Origin of the sequence: Leucobacter sp. L43, assembly GCF_016597785.1 — a bacterium.
In the GTDB taxonomy this organism is placed as follows: domain Bacteria; phylum Actinomycetota; class Actinomycetes; order Actinomycetales; family Microbacteriaceae; genus Leucobacter; species Leucobacter alluvii.
In genome coordinates, this window is the sequence record NZ_JAENJG010000001.1 from 986,705 (window position 1) to 1,004,197 (window position 17,493).

The 17,493-nt window shown below is 67.7% G+C and carries 18 protein-coding genes; 3 read left to right on the forward strand and 15 right to left on the reverse strand.

Annotation, left to right across the window (positions count from 1 at the left end; all coding sequences use genetic code 11):
- Positions 1 to 7 precede the first annotated feature (7 nt).
- Positions 8 to 1,054 (reverse strand): glycerophosphodiester phosphodiesterase family protein, encoded by a 1,047-nt coding sequence (locus JE033_RS04600; RefSeq protein ID WP_200329786.1) that lies wholly within the window; start codon positions 1,052 to 1,054, stop codon positions 8 to 10.
- 124 nt (positions 1,055 to 1,178) lie between these two features.
- Here JE033_RS04600 and JE033_RS04605 point away from each other — a divergent pair, with 124 nt between their 5' ends.
- Positions 1,179 to 2,003: a Bax inhibitor-1/YccA family protein gene (locus tag JE033_RS04605; protein ID WP_090147165.1), complete on the forward strand. Its 825-nt coding sequence runs from the start codon at positions 1,179 to 1,181 to the stop codon at positions 2,001 to 2,003.
- Positions 2,004 to 2,498: 495 nt separating this feature from the next.
- On the opposite strand, the gene guaA is transcribed toward JE033_RS04605, so the two are convergent.
- From guaA to groES, 7 genes are all read right to left on the reverse strand, one after another.
- The gene (gene guaA, locus JE033_RS04610) at positions 2,499 to 4,082 is read right to left on the reverse strand and encodes a glutamine-hydrolyzing GMP synthase (protein WP_090147490.1); all 1,584 of its coding nucleotides are present in this window, start codon (positions 4,080 to 4,082) and stop codon (positions 2,499 to 2,501) included.
- A gap of 8 nt (positions 4,083 to 4,090) precedes the next feature.
- Positions 4,091 to 4,600 carry a DUF3817 domain-containing protein gene (locus JE033_RS04615; RefSeq protein WP_200329788.1) on the reverse strand — a complete coding sequence of 170 codons (510 nt, stop codon included), beginning with the start codon at positions 4,598 to 4,600 and terminating at the stop codon, positions 4,091 to 4,093.
- Positions 4,601 to 4,655: 55 nt separating this feature from the next.
- The gene (locus tag JE033_RS04620; RefSeq protein ID WP_370567901.1) at positions 4,656 to 5,504 is read right to left on the reverse strand and encodes an SURF1 family cytochrome oxidase biogenesis protein; all 849 of its coding nucleotides are present in this window, start codon (positions 5,502 to 5,504) and stop codon (positions 4,656 to 4,658) included.
- 10 nt (positions 5,505 to 5,514) lie between these two features.
- Positions 5,515 to 6,636: a GuaB3 family IMP dehydrogenase-related protein gene (locus JE033_RS04625; protein ID WP_090147161.1), complete on the reverse strand. Its 1,122-nt coding sequence runs from the start codon at positions 6,634 to 6,636 to the stop codon at positions 5,515 to 5,517.
- 158 nt (positions 6,637 to 6,794) lie between these two features.
- Positions 6,795 to 8,297 (reverse strand): IMP dehydrogenase, encoded by a 1,503-nt coding sequence (gene guaB / locus JE033_RS04630; protein WP_090147159.1) that lies wholly within the window; start codon positions 8,295 to 8,297, stop codon positions 6,795 to 6,797.
- Between the two features lie 75 nt (positions 8,298 to 8,372).
- On the reverse strand, positions 8,373 to 9,296 hold the full coding sequence (gene rarD, locus JE033_RS04635; RefSeq protein ID WP_090147157.1) for an EamA family transporter RarD: 924 nt from the start codon (positions 9,294 to 9,296) through the stop codon (positions 8,373 to 8,375).
- A gap of 90 nt (positions 9,297 to 9,386) precedes the next feature.
- Positions 9,387 to 9,683, reverse strand: a complete 297-nt coding sequence (groES, locus tag JE033_RS04640; protein ID WP_090147154.1) for a co-chaperone GroES — start codon at positions 9,681 to 9,683, stop codon at positions 9,387 to 9,389.
- Positions 9,684 to 9,918: 235 nt separating this feature from the next.
- Here groES and JE033_RS04645 point away from each other — a divergent pair, with 235 nt between their 5' ends.
- A complete protein-coding gene (locus JE033_RS04645; RefSeq protein ID WP_090147152.1) occupies positions 9,919 to 10,398 on the forward strand; it encodes a DUF4190 domain-containing protein in 480 nt (159 codons plus the stop codon).
- 40 nt (positions 10,399 to 10,438) lie between these two features.
- Positions 10,439 to 11,677: an SAM-dependent methyltransferase gene (locus JE033_RS04650; protein WP_200331048.1), complete on the forward strand. Its 1,239-nt coding sequence runs from the start codon at positions 10,439 to 10,441 to the stop codon at positions 11,675 to 11,677.
- 78 nt (positions 11,678 to 11,755) lie between these two features.
- Here JE033_RS04650 and JE033_RS04655 read toward each other — a convergent pair whose 3' ends face one another.
- The 7 genes from JE033_RS04655 to glmS all read right to left on the reverse strand — a co-directional run bounded on the left by JE033_RS04655 (position 11,756) and on the right by glmS (position 17,470).
- Positions 11,756 to 12,271 carry a DUF4190 domain-containing protein gene (locus JE033_RS04655; RefSeq protein ID WP_200329790.1) on the reverse strand — a complete coding sequence of 172 codons (516 nt, stop codon included), beginning with the start codon at positions 12,269 to 12,271 and terminating at the stop codon, positions 11,756 to 11,758.
- A 126-nt stretch (positions 12,272 to 12,397) separates the two neighbouring features.
- Complete coding sequence (gene tsaD, locus JE033_RS04660; RefSeq protein WP_200329792.1) at positions 12,398 to 13,480, reverse strand: tRNA (adenosine(37)-N6)-threonylcarbamoyltransferase complex transferase subunit TsaD; 1,083 nt, start codon at positions 13,478 to 13,480, stop codon at positions 12,398 to 12,400.
- A complete protein-coding gene (gene rimI / locus JE033_RS04665) occupies positions 13,477 to 13,995 on the reverse strand; it encodes a ribosomal protein S18-alanine N-acetyltransferase (RefSeq protein WP_200329794.1) in 519 nt (172 codons plus the stop codon). The genes tsaD and rimI overlap by 4 nt, the downstream gene beginning before the upstream one ends.
- Complete coding sequence (gene tsaB / locus JE033_RS04670) at positions 13,992 to 14,636, reverse strand: tRNA (adenosine(37)-N6)-threonylcarbamoyltransferase complex dimerization subunit type 1 TsaB (RefSeq protein ID WP_200329796.1); 645 nt, start codon at positions 14,634 to 14,636, stop codon at positions 13,992 to 13,994. Before tsaB ends, rimI begins: the two co-directional genes overlap by 4 nt.
- Entirely contained in the window at positions 14,633 to 15,184 is a 552-nt protein-coding gene (gene tsaE, locus JE033_RS04675) for a tRNA (adenosine(37)-N6)-threonylcarbamoyltransferase complex ATPase subunit type 1 TsaE (protein WP_336661360.1), read from the reverse strand. Before tsaE ends, tsaB begins: the two co-directional genes overlap by 4 nt.
- On the reverse strand, positions 15,181 to 15,552 hold the full coding sequence (locus JE033_RS04680) for a holo-ACP synthase (protein WP_200329798.1): 372 nt from the start codon (positions 15,550 to 15,552) through the stop codon (positions 15,181 to 15,183). Before JE033_RS04680 ends, tsaE begins: the two co-directional genes overlap by 4 nt.
- Positions 15,553 to 15,619: 67 nt before the next feature.
- Positions 15,620 to 17,470: a glutamine--fructose-6-phosphate transaminase (isomerizing) gene (gene glmS / locus JE033_RS04685; protein WP_090147143.1), complete on the reverse strand. Its 1,851-nt coding sequence runs from the start codon at positions 17,468 to 17,470 to the stop codon at positions 15,620 to 15,622.
- Positions 17,471 to 17,493: the final 23 nt, after the last annotated feature.

Genomic DNA, 17,493 nt, shown 5'->3' on the forward strand with positions numbered 1-17,493 from the left:
GCACGTCTCAGGCCACCGCGCCGTCGCGCATGGCGACGCCCAGATCGGGGTGGTCGACGAACACGCCGTCGACGCCCGAGCTCGCAATCATCGAGAACTCGGCGAGCCAGTCGCCCCACTGCGCCGTGGCCTCCGGTTCCTCCCCCGTGCGCTGAGCATGACTGCGGAAGGCCGGGTTCAAGAAGCGGTTCTCCGGACGCAGCGTCCAGGTGAACACCCGGAGCCCCCTCGCGTGCGCTCGCTCGACCAGATTGGTCGGCCCGAGAGCCTGGCCGAGCACGCCGACGCGCAGCAGATTCGCCTTCGCGACGCTGATGCCGTCGACCCGCCCCGCGAGGAGGTCGAGCCCCGCGTCGCTCCGATACCACGCATAACTGCGCGGCGGCGCCTCTCCGACCGGTTCGTCGGCCGGAGACCCGAAACGCTCCGCGAGGAACACGAAGGCGGCCTGCACCTCCGCAGCGCGCAAACGGTCGAGCACGCCCAGTTCGAACGACTCGATCACCAGCAAGTCTGCGCGATCCGCCCAGCCGCACGCAGCGAGCTCCGCGCACAGCATCTCTGCGAGATCGATCCCGCGATCCTCATAGAAGCGCGCGTGCTTCACCTCGACCACCACGCCGATGTCACGGCCGGACTCAGCACTGTGCGCATCGACGATCGCGAGCACGTCGCGCAGGCGCAGGATCCCCTCGGCGCCGTCGAACACCGTGTTGTCCGGGCGCACCTGCGGAAGGCGTTCGCGACTTCCGAGCACGGCGAGCTCGTCCCAGGTGAAGTCCTCGGTGAACCACCCGGTCAGCCGTTCACCGTCGACCGTCTTGGTCGTGCGGCGGTCGGCGAACTCGAGGCGATCAGCGACATCGGTGGTGCCAGAGATCTCGTTCTCGTGCCGCACGACGAGCACGCCATCACGCGTCGCGACGATGTCGGGCTCCACGAGATCCGCACCCATCTCGCACGCGAGACGATAGGCCGACGCCGTGTGCTCGGGGCGGTACCCCGACGCTCCGCGATGGCCGATGATGAGCGGGCGGCGTTCCAGGCTGACCATGGCTTCAGCCTAGGGCAGGCGACCGTTGCGCTCTCGGTGAACGGCGTCCAAGAGTCACAGCCGATCCGAAGCGCCGACTCGATACACTGAAGCAGACCCATACGCCTGGAAAGGATCCTGACGCATGAGCAACCCGGCTCTCAGCAACAACCCGGCACTCAACGGTAAGACACTTACCGCCGATGAGTTGCGCCGTATCTACGAACAGCCCGCTGCGCAGACCCAGCGTCCGGGTGTCGACACTCCCGCGGCGGAGGCGTCGTACGGGGGCATCCAGCATCCCCCGGTCGCACCATCCGACAAGCCGATGACGTACGAGAACACGATCTCGAAGACCGTCATGCTCTTCGTCATCGTGCTCGCCTTCGGTGCCGTCGGATGGTTCATGCCGGCTCTCGCACTCCCGGCCGCGATCATCGGCCTCGTTCTCGGTCTGGTGAACTCGTTCAAGAAGCAGCCGAGCGTGCCGCTCATCGTCTTGTACGCGGTCTTCCAGGGCGTCTTCCTCGGGGGCATCTCGGGCATCTTCGAATCGCAGTGGTCGGGTATCGTCTCGCAGGCGATCATCGGCACTCTGGCCGTCTTCGCGACGGTCCTGATCCTGTTCCGCAACGGCAAGGTGCGCACCAGCCCGAAGATGAACAAGATCTTCATGGTCGCGATCTTCGGGTACCTCGCGTTCTCCCTCGTCAACGTCGTGCTCATGCTCACCGGCGTGAATCAGGACCCCTGGGGCATGCGCAGCGGCCCGCTGGGCGTCGCGATCGGCGCGCTCGCCGTGCTGCTCGCCTCCTACTCGCTGGTCATGGACTTCGAGCTCATTCAGAACGGCGTCAAGAATCGCGTCCCCGAGAAGTGGGCATGGTCGGCCGCATTCGGTCTGATGGTCACGCTGATCTGGCTCTACGTGGAGATCCTGCGCATCCTCGCGATCCTGCGCGGCGACTGACCAGGTTCTTCGATACGCACGTCACACGAACGGGCTCGGCGCTTCGGCGCCGGGCCCGTTCGTCGTTCTTGGCCTTGGGGGCGCCGCAGCCGGGAGGGGCTGCGCTCGGCCTTTCGGGCCTCCGGCTTTCCCATCTTCGCGCCTCTCCGGCATTCGACCTTCAGCGCATGGGCCCTTCCGGCATTCCGGCCGTACTCACTCGAGCGAGAGCGCAGTTCGTGCGCACGCCGGACAGAGCGCGGTGCCGAACTGCGCTTTCGCGACCCTGTCGCACCCCTGCTCACCCCACGCAGCCCCCGAGCATCGGTCGCCGCCACTCGATCGCCGGCGATCGAGTGCAACCCTGCGCACTTCCACTCCCGCGAGCAACAGAAAAGCCCGGCCGAAGCCGGGCTGTTCTGCTACTCCCACTCGATCGCCGGCGATCGAGTGCCACCCTGCGCACTTCCACTCGCGCGAGCAACAGAAAAGCCCGGCCGAAGCCGGGCTGTTCTGTTACTCCCACTCGATGGTTCCCGGCGGCTTCGACGTGACGTCGAGCACCACCCGGTTGACCTCTGGGACCTGATTGGTGATGCGGTTCGAGATGCGCGCCAGCACGTCGTACGGCACGCGCGTCCAGTCCGCGGTCATTGCGTCCTCTGACGAGACCGGGCGCAGCACGATGGGATGCCCGTAGGTGCGGCCGTCCCCCTGCACCCCCACGGAGCGCACGTCGGCGAGCAGTACCACGGGGCACTGCCAGATCGTGTTGTCGAGGCCGGCGATCGTGAGCTCTTCTCGCGCGATCGCGTCAGCCTCGCGAAGCACCTCGAGGCGCTCCCGCGTCACCTCGCCGACGATCCGGATGCCGAGGCCGGGCCCCGGGAACGGCTGGCGCCCGACGATGGCTTCGGGGATGCCGAGTTCGCGGCCGATCGCGCGCACCTCGTCCTTGAACAGCGCACGGAGGGGTTCGATCAGCTCGAAGTCCAGGTCCTCGGGCAGGCCGCCGACGTTGTGGTGCGACTTGATGTTCGCGGTGCCCGATCCTCCGCCCGACTCGACCACGTCGGGGTAGAGCGTTCCCTGCACGAGGAACTTGATGGGCTCGCCCTCCGCTTTGGCCTCAGCGACGAGGTCGAGCTGCACCTGCTCGAACGCGCGAATGAACTCGCGGCCGATGATCTTTCGCTTCTGCTCCGGATCCGTCACGCCCGCGAGGTGGCCGAGGAAGGTGTCAGCGGCTTCGACGGTGACGAGACGCACGCCCGTGGATTCGACGTAGTCCTTCTCGACCTGCTCGCGCTCACCCTTGCGGAGCAGCCCGTGATCGACGAACACGGCCGTGAGCTGGTCGCCGATCGCCTCGTGGACCAACGCCGTCGACACAGCCGAGTCGACGCCGCCCGACAGCGCGGAGATCACGCGGGCGCTGCCGACCTGTTCGCGGATGCGCGCGACCTGCTCGGCGATCACATTGCCGGCGTTCCAGTCCGGCGCGATCCCGGCGACGTGGTGCAGGAAGTTCTCGAGGATCTGCTGCCCGTGGTCCGAGTGCTTCACCTCGGGGTGCCACTGCACGCCGTACAGCTTGCGCTCGGCGGAACCGAACGCGGCGACGGGCGTCACCGCGGTCTTCGCGAGCACCTCGAATCCTTCGGGCGCCGCCTGAACCGCGTCTCCGTGACTCATCCAGACGTTCTGAGCATTCGGCTGCCCGCCGAGAAGCGCCCCGCCGTCACCGACGACGTGCGCATCAGTCGCGCCGTACTCGCGGTCGCCGGTGTTGCCGACGGTGCCGCCGAGAGCGCGGGCCATCACCTGGAAGCCGTAGCAGATCCCGAGCACCGGAATGCCGAGATCGAAGACGCTCGCGTCGAATGCGGGGGCGCCTTCCTCGTACACCGACGAAGGACCGCCCGAGAGCACGATGCCGAGCGGGTTGCGCGCCTGCACGTCCGCAGCAGTGATGGTGTGGGGCACGAGCTCGGAGTAGACGCCGGCTTCGCGCACGCGTCGCGCGATGAGCTGCGCGTACTGCGCGCCGAAATCGACTACGAGAACCGGACGGTGATCCGTCTCCGGCTGTTCTGACAGTGTCGCCATTATCGCTCCAGTGAGCCTTTCGAGGTGGTGGCGGACGATGCCGCAGCGGTCGGGTGTGAAGTGTCGGGCGCGAGCGCGCTCTCGCGAGAATCGAGGAAGCCGTCGACCTCGCGAACGATGCGGGCTTCGAGGAAGAACGACATGAACGGGATGACTCCGCCGAGCGCGATGAGGAGGAACCGCATGAAGCCCCAGCGCATCGGGCTCCACAGCAGGAAGTCGGAGATGAGGTAGACCACGTAGAACCAGCCGTGCGCGATGAGGATCGCCTTGAACAGGTCGAATCCGCTCGCCTGGAAGTCGGATTCGAGGCCTTCGGGCGCGAGCTCGTAGAAGTGCGCGAAGCCGTCTTCGGTGAAGAGGTACAGCTGCACGTTGAACGCGTACTTCATCACCATGACGGCGCAGAGCATCAGCAGCATGACGCCCGTGACCACCGAGGTCACCTTGTAGAAACTCAGGGCTTTGCGAATACGGGGGTAGTCGGCGGGCTTGGGCTGCAGCTGCATGGCTTCCATTCTACGGCGGGCGAACGACACCGATGACCGAGGTGCCGTGGGAGGATCAGGGGGTGGTTTCCGCTTCGAGAAGGAGCATCTCGTGCTCCTTCTCCCACGCGTCTCTCGCGAGGCGATACCAGAAGAAGACGGCGAAGCCGCCGAACACGAGCCATTCGATCGCGTAGAACACGTTCAGCCAGTTCACGGCGTCGGCCGGCAGCGGAGCGACGGAATCGATCGCCTCGATCGCCGCGTCGTCGAGGACGGCGGCTGATCCTGCATCGTCGTGCAGCACCAGGTAGCCAGAGTAGACAGGCCCGTCCACGGAGCCCCAGAGGTTCGCGAGCGCGGCGGGCACCATGGCGTGCATCGTCATCGGGTCTTCGTTCGCGTCGGGCACTCGGGGCGCTTCGGGTGGCATGTACCTGCCCGTGAGTTCGAGGGTCTCTGCCGTCTGGTCGCCGTCGGCGAGCGCATCGGCGGCCCGCTCGGCCTCTGCAATGGAAGGAGCCCACCCCACGGCGACGGCGAGGTGCGCGCCCGGCTCCGCGTCGGGCCCGTCCGTCACCAGGTTGCCGACGACCCACGCCCCGCTCGCACCGCCGTTCTCGCGCGGTGACACGACGGAGAAGTCGTCAGCGACGAACGTCCCGTCGAGATGCACGACGACGCCTGCTGCGGCGTCGGTGACCCCCTGCTCGAAGGAGGTCACGCTCACGAGCGGCCGCTCCGACTCGGTGTCCACCTGGTCCTGCTGCTGCGACTGGACGGCGATGCCCGCCTGCCACTGCGCGAGCGCTGCGAACGCGACGGCGACGCCGAGCGCCAGCAGGAGGGCGAGGATCCAGCTCGGCCGACGCATCACCTGGGCGAGCGTCGGCTCACCCAGGTATTCCAGCTTGCGCGAAGACACGGTGCGGGGCTTAGCGCTCGGCGTAGACGACGCCGACGCGCTGGAACTCCTTGAGCTCCGAATACCCGGTCGTCGCCATCGCGCGGCGCAGTGCGCCGATCAGGTTCGCACTGCCGTCGGCCACGTTCGCCGGGCCGTTCACGATCTGGGCGAGCGGCGCGACCGAACCGACCTGCACCCGCTTGCCGCGCGGGAGGTCCTCGTGGTGCGCCTCCTGACCCCAGTGCCATCCGCGACCGGGTGCGTCAGACGCCTTCGCGAGCGTGCTCCCCAGCATCACCGCATCGGCGCCGCAGGCGATCGCCTTGATCAGGTCTCCGGAGGTGCCGAGGCCGCCGTCGGCGATGACGTGCACGTAGCGGCCGCCCGACTCGTCGAGGTAGTCGGAGCGCGCACCGGCGACATCGGCGATCGCGCTCGCCATCGGTGCGCGAATGCCCAGTGTGGCGCGCGTCGTCGACGACGCTCCCCCGCCGAAGCCGACGAGCACGCCGGCCGCACCCGTGCGCATGAGGTGCAGCGCCGACTGGTACGTCGCGGCCCCTCCCACGATGACGGGAACGTCGAGCTCGTAGATGAACTGCTTCAGGTTGAGGGGTTCGCGGCCCTCCTGCGAGACGTGCTCCGCCGAGACGGTGTTCCCGCGGATCACGAAGAGGTCGACGCCAGCGTTCACGACGGTCTCCGTGAACTGAGCCGTGCGGTGCGGTGACAGCGCACCGGCGACCGTGACCCCGGCGTCGCGGATCTCGCCGAGCCGCGCGGTGATGAGCTCTGCTTGGATCGGAGCCGCGTACAGCTCGCGCATCCGCGCCACCGCCGCGAGTTCGTCGTCGATGGTCGCGAGTTCCGCGAGGAGCGGCTCGGGATCCTCGTGACGCGTCCACAGACCCTCGAGGTTGAGGACGCCGAGACCGCCGAGCTCGCCGAGCGCGATGGCCGCGGCGGGAGACATGACGGAGTCCATCGGAGCGCCGAGCACCGGGATGTCGAATTGGAAGGCGTCGATCGACCACGCGGTCGAGACGAGCTCCGGGTCGCGGGTGCGCCGCGTCGGCACGATGCCGATCTCGTCGAAGGTGTACACGCGCCGTGCACGCTTACCGCGGCCGATCTCGATCTCGTTACTCACCCGCCCAGTCTATCTGGCGGCGGCTGAGCATGCCGAGCGCGCGGGCCGCGTCTGCCTGCTGCCGGAGCCGGGCGAGGTGCATTCTGCGGCCGGGACGTGCCCTGCACACGCAGAAGGGCCCGGATCGAAACCGACCCGGGCCCTTCGCCGTGCACGTCTCAGCGCTTGTAATTCGGCGCTTCGACGACCATCTGCACGTCGTGCGGGTGCGACTCCTTCAGCCCCGCCGAAGTGATGCGCACGAAGTTGCCGCGCTCCTTGAGGTCGGTGATCGAACGGGCGCCGACATAGAACATCGACTGACGCAGGCCGCCGATCATCTGGTGGCTGACGGCTCCGACCGGTCCGCGGTAGGGCACCTGCCCTTCGATGCCTTCAGGAATGAGCTTCTCATCGCTCGGCACGTCCGCCTGGAAGTAGCGGTCCTTCGAGTACGACGTGCGCTCGCCGCGCGTCTGGAGAGCGCCGAGCGATCCCATGCCGCGGTAGTTCTTGAACTGCTTGCCGCCGACGAAGACCAGATCCCCGGGGCTCTCATCGGTACCGGCGAGCAGGGAGCCCATCATGACCGAGGACGCACCGGCGACGAGCGCCTTGGCGATGTCGCCCGAGTGCTGCAGACCGCCATCGGCGATCACGGGCACACCCGCAGGGGTCGCGGCTTTCGCCGCTTCGTACACTGCCGTGACCTGGGGCACACCGACACCCGCGATGACGCGCGTCGTGCAGATCGACCCTGGGCCGACGCCGACCTTCACCGCGTCTGCGCCGGCATCGACGATGGCTTTGGCGCCCGCGTACGTCGCGACGTTGCCGCCGATGACGTCGACGCCGGCGAATGCCGGGTCGGCCTTGATCTTCGCGATGATGTCGAGCACGCCCTTGCTGTCGCCGTTCGCGGTGTCGACGACGAGCACATCGACGCCGGCCTCGACGAGGGCGCTCGCGCGCTTCCATGCGTCGCCGAAGAACCCGACGGCGGCTCCGACGCGCAGCCGACCTGCTTCGTCTTTGGTCGCGAGCGGGTACTGCTCTTCCTTGTCGAAGTCCTTCACCGTGATGAGGCCAGTGAGACGGCCCTCTTCGTCGACGAGCGGGAGCTTCTCGATCTTGTGCTTGCGGAAGATCGCCGCCGCGTCTTCTCGGGAGATCCCGCGAGGCCCGGTGATGAGCGGCATGCGCGTCATCGCGTCCTCGACCCGCACCTGGGAGCGGTCCTTCGGATCGATGAATCGCATGTCGCGGTTCGTGATGATGCCGAGCAGCACATCGTTCGAGTCGACGACGGGCAGACCGGACACGCGATACTCACCGCAGATCGCATCGACTTCTGCCACGGAAGCGTCGACGGAGGTCGTCACGGGGTTCGTGATCATGCCGGCTTCGCTGCGCTTCACCCGGTCGACCATCTCGGCCTGATCCTGGATCGACAGATTGCGGTGCAGGATGCCGAGACCGCCGTTGCGCGCCATGGCGACCGCCATGCGGGTCTCCGTCACCGTGTCCATCGCCGCCGAGATCAGCGGGATCTGGAGCCGGATGCGCCGGGTGAGCTGGGTCGAGGTGTCCGCCTCGCTGGGGATGACGTCGGTGTGCGCGGGCAGCAGCAGCACATCGTCGTAGGTCAGACCGGTGAACGCGAAGGGGTCACGCTGTTCCATGGAACCTCTATCTGTGTAGTGGGTGGGGCTCTCAGAGATTCGCGGGCGACCGGGATGCGGCGCCCGTACCGTCTCTCAGTCTAGGGGAATCGGGGCCGTGTTGACCTGCGCCGTCGGCGAACGCCGGAGTTGCAGCACCATGTCGACGATCAGGATCACGAGCGCGATCCAGACGCCGATGAAGCCGATCCAGCGTCCCGTCGTGATCTCCTCCTGCGAGACGAATGCACCGTAGAAGAATCCGAGGATCGGCGTCAGGAACTGCAGGAATCCGATGTGCGCGAGCGGCAATCGTCGGGTGGCTTCGCCGAACAGGATCAGCGGGATGGCGGTCACGATGCCGCTGAACAGCACCAGCGTGGTGATGCCGGTGCCGAACGTGAAGGCCGTCAACCCGGAGGTCGCCGCGATCAGGCCGAGCTGCACCGCGGCGACCGGAAGCGTGGCGAAGGTCTCGATCGTGAGCCCGGTGATGCCGTCCACCGTTTCGCCCGCGTGCTTGTGCACGGCCCCGTAGAGACCGAAGGAGAGCGCGATGCCGAGGGCGATCCAAGGGAAGGAGCCGTACGCGATTGCTGCGATCAGCACGCTGACGCCCGCGATCATCACCGCGATCCACTGCAGGCGGCTGAGGCGTTCCTTGCGGAACACGACTCCGATGAGAATGGTGAACAGCGGATTGATGAAGTAGCCGAGCGACGTCTCGAGCACATGGCCGGTCATGACGCCGATGATGAAGATCTGCCAGTTCGCATACAGGAAGAGCGCGGAGAGCGCGAACCATCCGAGCAGTCTGGGAGTGCGCAGGATCACCGCGACTCGCTGCCACCGCCGTGTGACGGTGACGAGCAGTACGCAGAAGATCAGCGTGGTCGCGACCCGCCAGGGCACGACCTCGAGGGGGCCGACCATCGCGATGAGTCCGAAGTAGAAGGGGAACGCGCCCCACCAGAGATATGCGCCGAGACCGAATCCGAGTCCCGCACGTGTCCGCTGCATCGAAGCAGTCTACTCCCGACGCACCCCCGGGTACGACAGCGGCCCCGCCGATCCCGGAGGATCGGCGGGGCCGCTGCGGAAGCGCCGCTGTTAGCGGGTGACGACGGCGAGGATGTCGCGAGCGGAGAGGACGAGGTAGTCCTCACCACCGACCTTGACCTCGGTGCCGCCGAACTTCGAGTAGATCACGATGTCGCCGGTGGCGACGTCGAGCGGGATACGGGTGCCCGAGTCGGAGACTCGACCGGGACCCACCGCGACAACTTCGCCCTCCTGGGGCTTTTCCTTGGCGCTATCGGGGATCACGAGACCGGAAGCGGTGGTCTGCTCTGCCTCGACCTGCTTGATAACGATACGATCCTCGAGCGGCTTGATGGCGACCGACACGGTTGACCTCTTTCCAATGTCTGAAGTGTTTCCGCGCCCGCCCCATGCGAGCGCGTCTACCCAGAGTCTATGGCTCCCGTTGGCACTCGTGCAAGGGGAGTGCCAGCGTCGCGGCACGGAATCGCCGACAGCGAACAGTGCGCCGTGCCTAGAATGGAATCACGCCCTGGACTGGCATCGCCAGCGGGTCCGCGGCTCGCACCCGCTTGATTCGACGCCAACCGATGGAGGAGCAATGTCCACGCCTCAGTACCCCGAGCAGCCCACCACTCCCCTGCCGCACCTGGACCAGGACGCGACCCCGGGCCAGCAGGGCCAGACCCCGCCCCAGACGAGCGCTCCGCAGCCCCCCGCGTACCAGCCGCCGCAGAGCTACAGCTCGCAGGCGTACGGCTCGCAGGGGTACGGATCGCGGTCGACGGCGCCCATCCCGACGGGGACCACCCTCGACAAGACGAACACGTTCGCGTTCCTCTCGATCATCTTCGCATTCCTGAGCCCCGTCGCCGGAATCGTCTTCGGGCACATGGGGCTCAGCCAGATCAAGCGCACGGGTGATTCGGGCCGCGGCATCGCGCTGACCGGGCTCATCATCAGCTACGCCTACTTCGTGCTGCTCGCACTCTTCATCGTCGTGTACATCGGCTTCCTCTTCACCATCTTCGCGGCTCTGGGAAGCTCGCTGTCAGGTTTCGATTCCTACTCCTCGTACTGACATGACTGATGCGCCGAGCGCATCGGGGCGGCCTCGGAGCATGGCTCCGGGGCCGCCCCCATTCGTCGAGCCCCCGCCCGGTTGGGAGTTCCTCCTCACCGATCAGGGTCTCGCCGCTCTCGCCGAGGCGACCCTCGAACTCGAGAGCGGCGCCGCACCGGACGCGGTCAATCGCCGCCTGAGGACGCTCGGGCGAGCGCCCGAGGAAGCAGCTGCCCTCCTCACGCAGGCGCAGTTGCGCGAACGGGCGCGTGCGAAGTTCGGTCCCCTCGCGAGCGAACTGCTGTTCACTCCGGCTGGGCTGGAGCAGGCGAGCAGGATCTCGGTGTCGCGCGGACATGCGGCCCGGTTCAGCGACGCCGGATGCGAACGGGTGGCCGACCTCGGCTGCGGCATCGGCACGGAATCGATCGCGATGCTCGAGCATGGCATCGCTCCCGAGGCTGTGGAACTGGATGGGTTCACCGCTCGACTCGCCGAGCACAACCTCGCGACCGTCGCCGCCCGGCGCGGGAGCCGCGCCCCTCGCGTGCGCACGGCCGACGCCGTCGATGTCGACCTCTCGGGAATCGACGGAGCGTTCCTCGATCCCGCGCGGCGCACCGCTGGACACCGCGAGACCCGTCGCCTCTCCTCCCCCGACGACTATTCGCCGTCGCTCGATTTCGCCTTCGGCATCGGATCTCGGATGCCGACGGGCGTCAAACTGGGTCCGGGCCTCGATCGAGACCTCATTCCAGGAGAGGCAGAGGCCCAGTGGGTCTCCGTCGACGGGCATGTCGTCGAGACCGCGCTCTGGTTCGGCGCGCTCGCGAGACCAGGGATCGCTCGCGCGGCACTGGTGCACCGGGGCGGCGAGATTCACGAGATGACGGCGTCTGGCGATGCTCCCGATGTCGACGTCCGTTCGATGGGCGAGTATCTCTACGAGCCCGATGGGGCCGTGATTCGCGCGCGTCTCATCGGTGCGCTTGCAGAGCATCTGGGTGCTGGCATGATGAGCGCCGGCATCGCGTATCTCACCGGAGACGAACTGGTCGCAACGCCGTTCGCGCAGACCTTCCGCCTGCTCGAACGGCTGCCCGTCAAGGAGAAGGCTCTGCGAAGGGCGCTCGCCGCGCGGGGCATCGGCACGCTCGAGATCAAGAAGCGCGGCGCCGACGTCGATCCCGCGGCCTTGCGCGCGCGACTGCGCCTGCGCGGAGCGGAGCACGCCACCCTGCTGCTCACGCGTGATGAGACCGGAAAGCACTGCGCGCTCCTCGCGGAGCGCTGCTGACGCCGACGATGAACGAGAGTGGGCCCGAGAGTCGTAACTCCCCGGCCCACCGCTCCGGCTTCGGTGATCTGTCGTCGATCAGTAGTCGATGCTCGAGCAGGAAACCGTCTGCCCTGCGATCTCGACGGTCTCCGCGCCCGACTGGCAGGCTTCGATGGCCTCCTGAGCATCATCCATCGTGCCGCCGAGCAGGCTAAGTCCAACAAAGAAGAGGATCGTCACGATGATGCCGACGACTGCGGCCACGGCGCCGGTGATAACGCCGGTGAGTGCGAGACCCTTCGGCTGTGCCTTTCGCAGTGCCAGGATTCCCAGCACGAGTGCGATGATGCCGCCCACTGCACCGGCTACGGGTACCCAGCAGAAGATGAGACTCGCGATTCCAAGGATGAGCGCGGTCAGCGCGAGCCCCTTCGGCTGAGCAGGACCGCCCGAGTATGCCGGAGCGCCGGGGTTCGTCGCTGCGGGTTCGTACGCCGGAGCGCTCGGCGCGGTGTGCGCGTTCGGAGTGTGCGCGTTCGGGGTGCCGGACGGCGCGGGCGGGGGCGGAACCGGGTTCGAATTGCGGTCGTTGCCTGGCAGATTGTCGGACATGATTCTCCTTCGATCAAACGTCGATGAGGCGCATTCCCCCATTCTTCCTTCAAAGATAACGTTCAGCTTCAGCGAATGGCGAGTTTTCTCCCGGACCTGAAGCGGCCTTGACAGGCGGCTTCTCCGTCAGAGCACCTGCACCTGCTGCACCGGGAGCGTCGAGTCGGCTCCGAAGGAGAGCCCGGACGGCTCATGCCCGCCGGCTACGAGCTGAGCGCCGAGGGAGGCGATCATCGCGCCGTTGTCGGTGCAGAGCGACAACGGCGGAACGCGCAGTTCGATCCCGGCCGTCGCAGCTCGCTCCGTCGCCAGCTCGCGGACGCGCGCGTTGGCGACGACACCCCCGCCGAGCAAGAGGCGCGGCACCCCGAGGTCGCGGCAGGCCGCGACCGCCTTCGTCAGCAGCACGTCGGCGACGGCCTCCCGGAAACTGGCCGCCACGTCCGCCACCGGCACCGATTCCCCGGCCGCCACGCGCTTCTCGACCCATCGCGCGACCGATGTCTTCAGTCCCGAGAACGAGAAATCGTAGCGGTGACGCTCCAGATCCTTCGGCAGCGTGAGGCCGCGCGGGAAGCGAATCGCGTGGGGATCACCCGTCGCAGCGACCCGGTCGATCTCGGGGCCTCCCGGGTACGGCAGACCGAGCAGGCGTGCGACCTTGTCGAACGCCTCACCTGCGGCATCGTCGATCGTCTCGCCGAGCATCTCGACGTCGGACACGAGATCGCGCACGAGCAGCAGCGAGGTGTGGCCCCCGGAGACGAGCAGGGCGATCGTCGGAAGCTCGAGCTCGCCGACGGCGCCCACGGCTCCGCGCAGTCCGTCGCCGTGCAGCAGGTCGGCGCCGACGTGGCCGACCAGGTGGTTCACCGCGTACAGCGGCTTGTCGAGCGCCACCGCCAGAGCTTTCGCAGCTGAGACTCCCACCATCAGGGCGCCCGCGAGCCCCGGGCCCGAGGTGACCGCGATGGCGTCGAGCTCTTCGAGCGCAACGCCGGCATCCGTCAGGGCGCGCTCGATCGTCGGGGTCATCGCTTCGAGGTGCGCTCGCGCAGCGACCTCCGGAACGACGCCGCCGTATCTCGCGTGCTCGTCCATGGACGAGGCGATCGCATTGGCGAGCAGCGTGCGCCCGCGCACGATGCCCACACCGGTCTCATCGCAACTCGTCTCGATGCCGAGAACGAGCGGGTCCGTGCTCGTCATGCCTGATCCTCCATCGCCCGTCCGCTCCGTGTGCGCCCGCCCATCGCGAGCCGCATCACAATGGCATCGACGCCTTCGGGTTGGTAGTACCGCGGTCGCGTGCCGATCCCTTCGAATCCGAGGCTCTCGTAGAGCTTCTGCGCCACCGGGTTGTCGGCGCGCACCTCCAGAAACACCTCGTTCACCCCGCGCGCTTCGGCCCCGTCGAGCAGCGCATCGATGAGACGACGGCCCTGCCCGGTCCCGCGCACGTCCGGATGCACGGCAATGGTCTGAATATCCGCTTCCGCTCCGAGCGCCAGCATGCCGGCGTACCCCAGCACCCGACCGCGCGCGTCGACGAGCACACGGTAGTCGCGGTGGTCGCCGACGAGCTCTTCGCGCATCATCGAGCGGCTCCAGGCTTCGGCGCCGAACACGGATGTCTCGAGCGACCAGACGGCGTCGAGGTCGTCCAGAGTCGCGCTGCGCAGCACCGGGCCGGCGTCCGCCGGGCTCGTACCGAGGGCGCTCATGTCGAGACCCGCTTCGGCGCAGACGGTTGCGCGACATCGGGGGCCCGGAGGTAGAGCGCACGGTCGTCGTCGAACGGACGGTTCGACGCGAGGCGGCGGGCCGCCACCCGCACGAGCGAGGCTGCTGGAATGCGCTCGGGCCAGATGTCGCCCGGACGCTCGACGTATTCGGCACGGGTCAGCAGAGACGGACCTGCGGTGGCGACGGGCAGTCCGGCCTCGTCGAGCGCGGAGAACTCCGTCACGAAGAGCTCTCGCCTGCGCGCGTCCTGCACCACGCGCAGGTGCTCGGCAGCGCCCTGTTCGAACGCGTCGAGCGCGACTGCGGCGTGGCCCTGCACGGGGAGCAGCGGGACGCCTCGCCCCAGCGCGAATGCGTGGGCGGCCGCGATGCCCACCCTGAGTCCCGTGAACGGGCCCGGCCCGATTCCCGCGACGACTCCCGTCACCCGGGCAGGATGCGTGCCGGTCGCGCGGAACACCTCGTCGAGCAGTCGGCCGATGGCCTCGGCGTGCCCCCTGGGGTCATCGCTCACCGCCACGCGGATGCGACCGCTCGCTCCGAGTGCGACGGTCGTACCGATGGCCGTATCGATCGCGAGCAGCACGTGCTCCCCGAGCTCCGGCGCGTTCACGTTCATCCCAGCACTCCTCCGGCCCAGCGCGGACCGTACCCGCTGACGGTGATCCGACGCGGTTCGATCAGCGTCTGCGACCAGTCTTCCATCTCAGCATGCGCCCCCGCGTTCGGGGCGTTGCCTTCGAACACGGGATCCGGATCGTCGGCCCCGACCGGGCGCTCGATCACGATCTCGATCCAGTCCGTTCTGGTGTCGACGATGCCGGCGCCCCACTCCGCGACCACAACGGATCCTTCGAAGTCGAGGTCGAGGTCGTCGAGCTCATCGGGACCGTCGAGTCGATACGCATCGACGTGCACGAGCGGCGCACCCCCGACGAGCGAGGGGTGCGTTCTCGCGAGCACGAAGGTCGGGCTCTGCACGGGACCGCGTACTCCGAGCCCTTCGCCGATTCCACGGGTCAACGTCGTCTTCCCCGCGCCGAGCGGGCCGGTGAGGATCACGAGATCGCCTGCGCGCAGCACCCGTCCGAGTCGCGCGCCGAGCGCTCCCATGGCATCGGGATCGGAGACGTGATGCAGTTCCTCGACGCTCTTCTCAACCGTCACCGCGTCGCTCCCGCCGTCCGCCCTTCGACGACGACGAACGCCGTCGCGAATCCCCCGTCGTGCGTCATCGACACGTGCGGCAGTGCGGCGCGCCTGCGTTCGAGCACGGCGAGCAGCGGTCCCGTTCGCACGAATGCAGGCGCGCGGTCGTCCGCGCGCTCGATCTCCATGTCGTGCCACCCCAGACCATCGGAGCCGCCCAGCGCCTTGATGAGCGCCTCCTTCGCGGCGAACCGTGCCGCGAGCGAGCGCACGGGTCGGTCGCGCTCAGCCCCGGTGAAGAGGCGCGCACGCAGCCGCGGCGTACGTTCGATGGTGCGCTCGAACCGAGCGATTTCGACGGTGTCGACGCCGATTCCGAGTATCATCACGCTCCTCACACGTCGAAGCTCTCCGGCCCCGGCGCCCCCTGCTTCGCCCTGCTCGTCCGATCGTCTACTCGACCGTGACCGACTTGGCGAGGTTGCGCGGCTGGTCGACGTCGAGCCCCTTCGCGGTCGAGAGCTCGAGAGCGAACCACTGCAGCGGAATGACCTGCAGGAGCGGCTCGAAGAGGGTGTCGGCCAGCGGCAACCGCACGACGTCGTCCGCGTAGGGCAGCACTGCGGTATCGCCCTTCTCGACCACGGCGATGACCCGTGCGCCACGGGCGCGGATCTCCTGGATGTTCGAGACGACCTTCGAGTGCATGATCGGCGACGTCCGCGGGCTGGGAACCAGCACGAACACCGGCTGACCATGATCGATCAACGCGATCGGGCCGTGCTTGAGCTCCCCGGCGGCGAAGCCCTCCGCGTGGATGTAGGCGATCTCCTTGAGCTTCAAGGCGCCTTCGAGTGCGATCGGATACCCGACGTGACGGCCGAGGAAGAGCACGGACCGCGTGTCCGCCATCCAGTGCGCGAGCTGTGCGATCTGGTCGCGTGTCTCGATCGCCTCCGCCACCTTCGCCGGCAGCGCCTCGAACTGCTCGACGGCTCGCGTCTGCTCCTCAGCGGAGAACGTTCCGCGAACACGCGCGAGATGCAATCCGATGAGGTAGATCGCAGTGATCTGGGCGACGAACGCCTTGGTCGAAGCGACCGCGACCTCGGGGCCGGCGTGGGTGTACACCGCAGCGTCCGACTCGCGCGGAATGGTCGCGCTCTGCGTGTTGCAGACCGAGATCGTCGTGACCCCGCGCTCGATGGCGTACTTGACCGCCATCAGGGTGTCCATGGTCTCGCCCGACTGACTGACCGAGATGACCAGCGTGCGGTCAGAGAGCACCGGGTCGCGGTACCGGAACTCGTGGCTGAGCTGCACCTCGACGGGAACGCGCGCCCACTGCTCGATGGCGTAGGAACCGACGTGCCCCGCGTACGACGCGGTGCCGCAGGCGATGATGATGATGCGGTCGATCTCGCGCAGGCGGTCGTCGCCGAGCGCTGTCAGCTCGGGAATCTCGACCCCCGCGCTCGAGATGCGGCCCCGGAGCGTGTTGCCGACGGCGTCCGCCTGCTCGTTGATCTCCTTGGCCATGAACGACGACCAACCGCCCTTGTCGGACGCGTCAGCATCCCACTCGACCTCGAACTCCTCGAACTCGACCGTGTTGCCGGAGAAGTCGGTCACGCGCACCTCGGCGGGCGTGATGATCGCGATGCTGTCTTCTTCGACTGCGACGGCGCGCTTGGTGAACGACACGAAGGCGGCGACGTCCGATCCGAGGAAGTTCTCGCCATCGCCGAGGCCGATCACGAGCGGTGAGTGATGGCGAGCCGCGAGGACCTTGCCCGGCTCGTCGCGGTGCATCGCGAGCAGCGTGAACGTGCCGTGCAGGCGTGCGACCACGGCGCGGAAAGCCGTTTCCAGATCGCCCTGACGTGCGACCTCGAGGCCGAGCAGCGCCGCCACGACCTCGGTGTCCGTCTCGCTCAGCAGCTCAACGCCCGCCGACTCCACTTCGCTGCGCAGCTGCGCGAAGTTCTCGACGATGCCGTTGTGGATCACCGCGAGCTTCCCCTCGTCGCCCAGATGCGGGTGAGCATTCACATCGGTGGGTCCGCCGTGGGTCGCCCAGCGAGTGTGGCCGATGCCGGTGCCCGAGGCGTCGAGGGGACTCGCCTCGAGGAGGTCCTCGAGGCGCGCGAGCTTGCCCGAGCGCTTCCGCACGGAGAGCGATCCGTTCGTATCGACGACGGCCACGCCGGCGGAGTCATAGCCCCGGTATTCCAGACGTCGAAGCCCGTTCAGCAGTACCTCGACCGTGTCGTTCGGGCCGACATATCCAACGATTCCACACATGCGGCCTAGTTTAGTGGCACCAT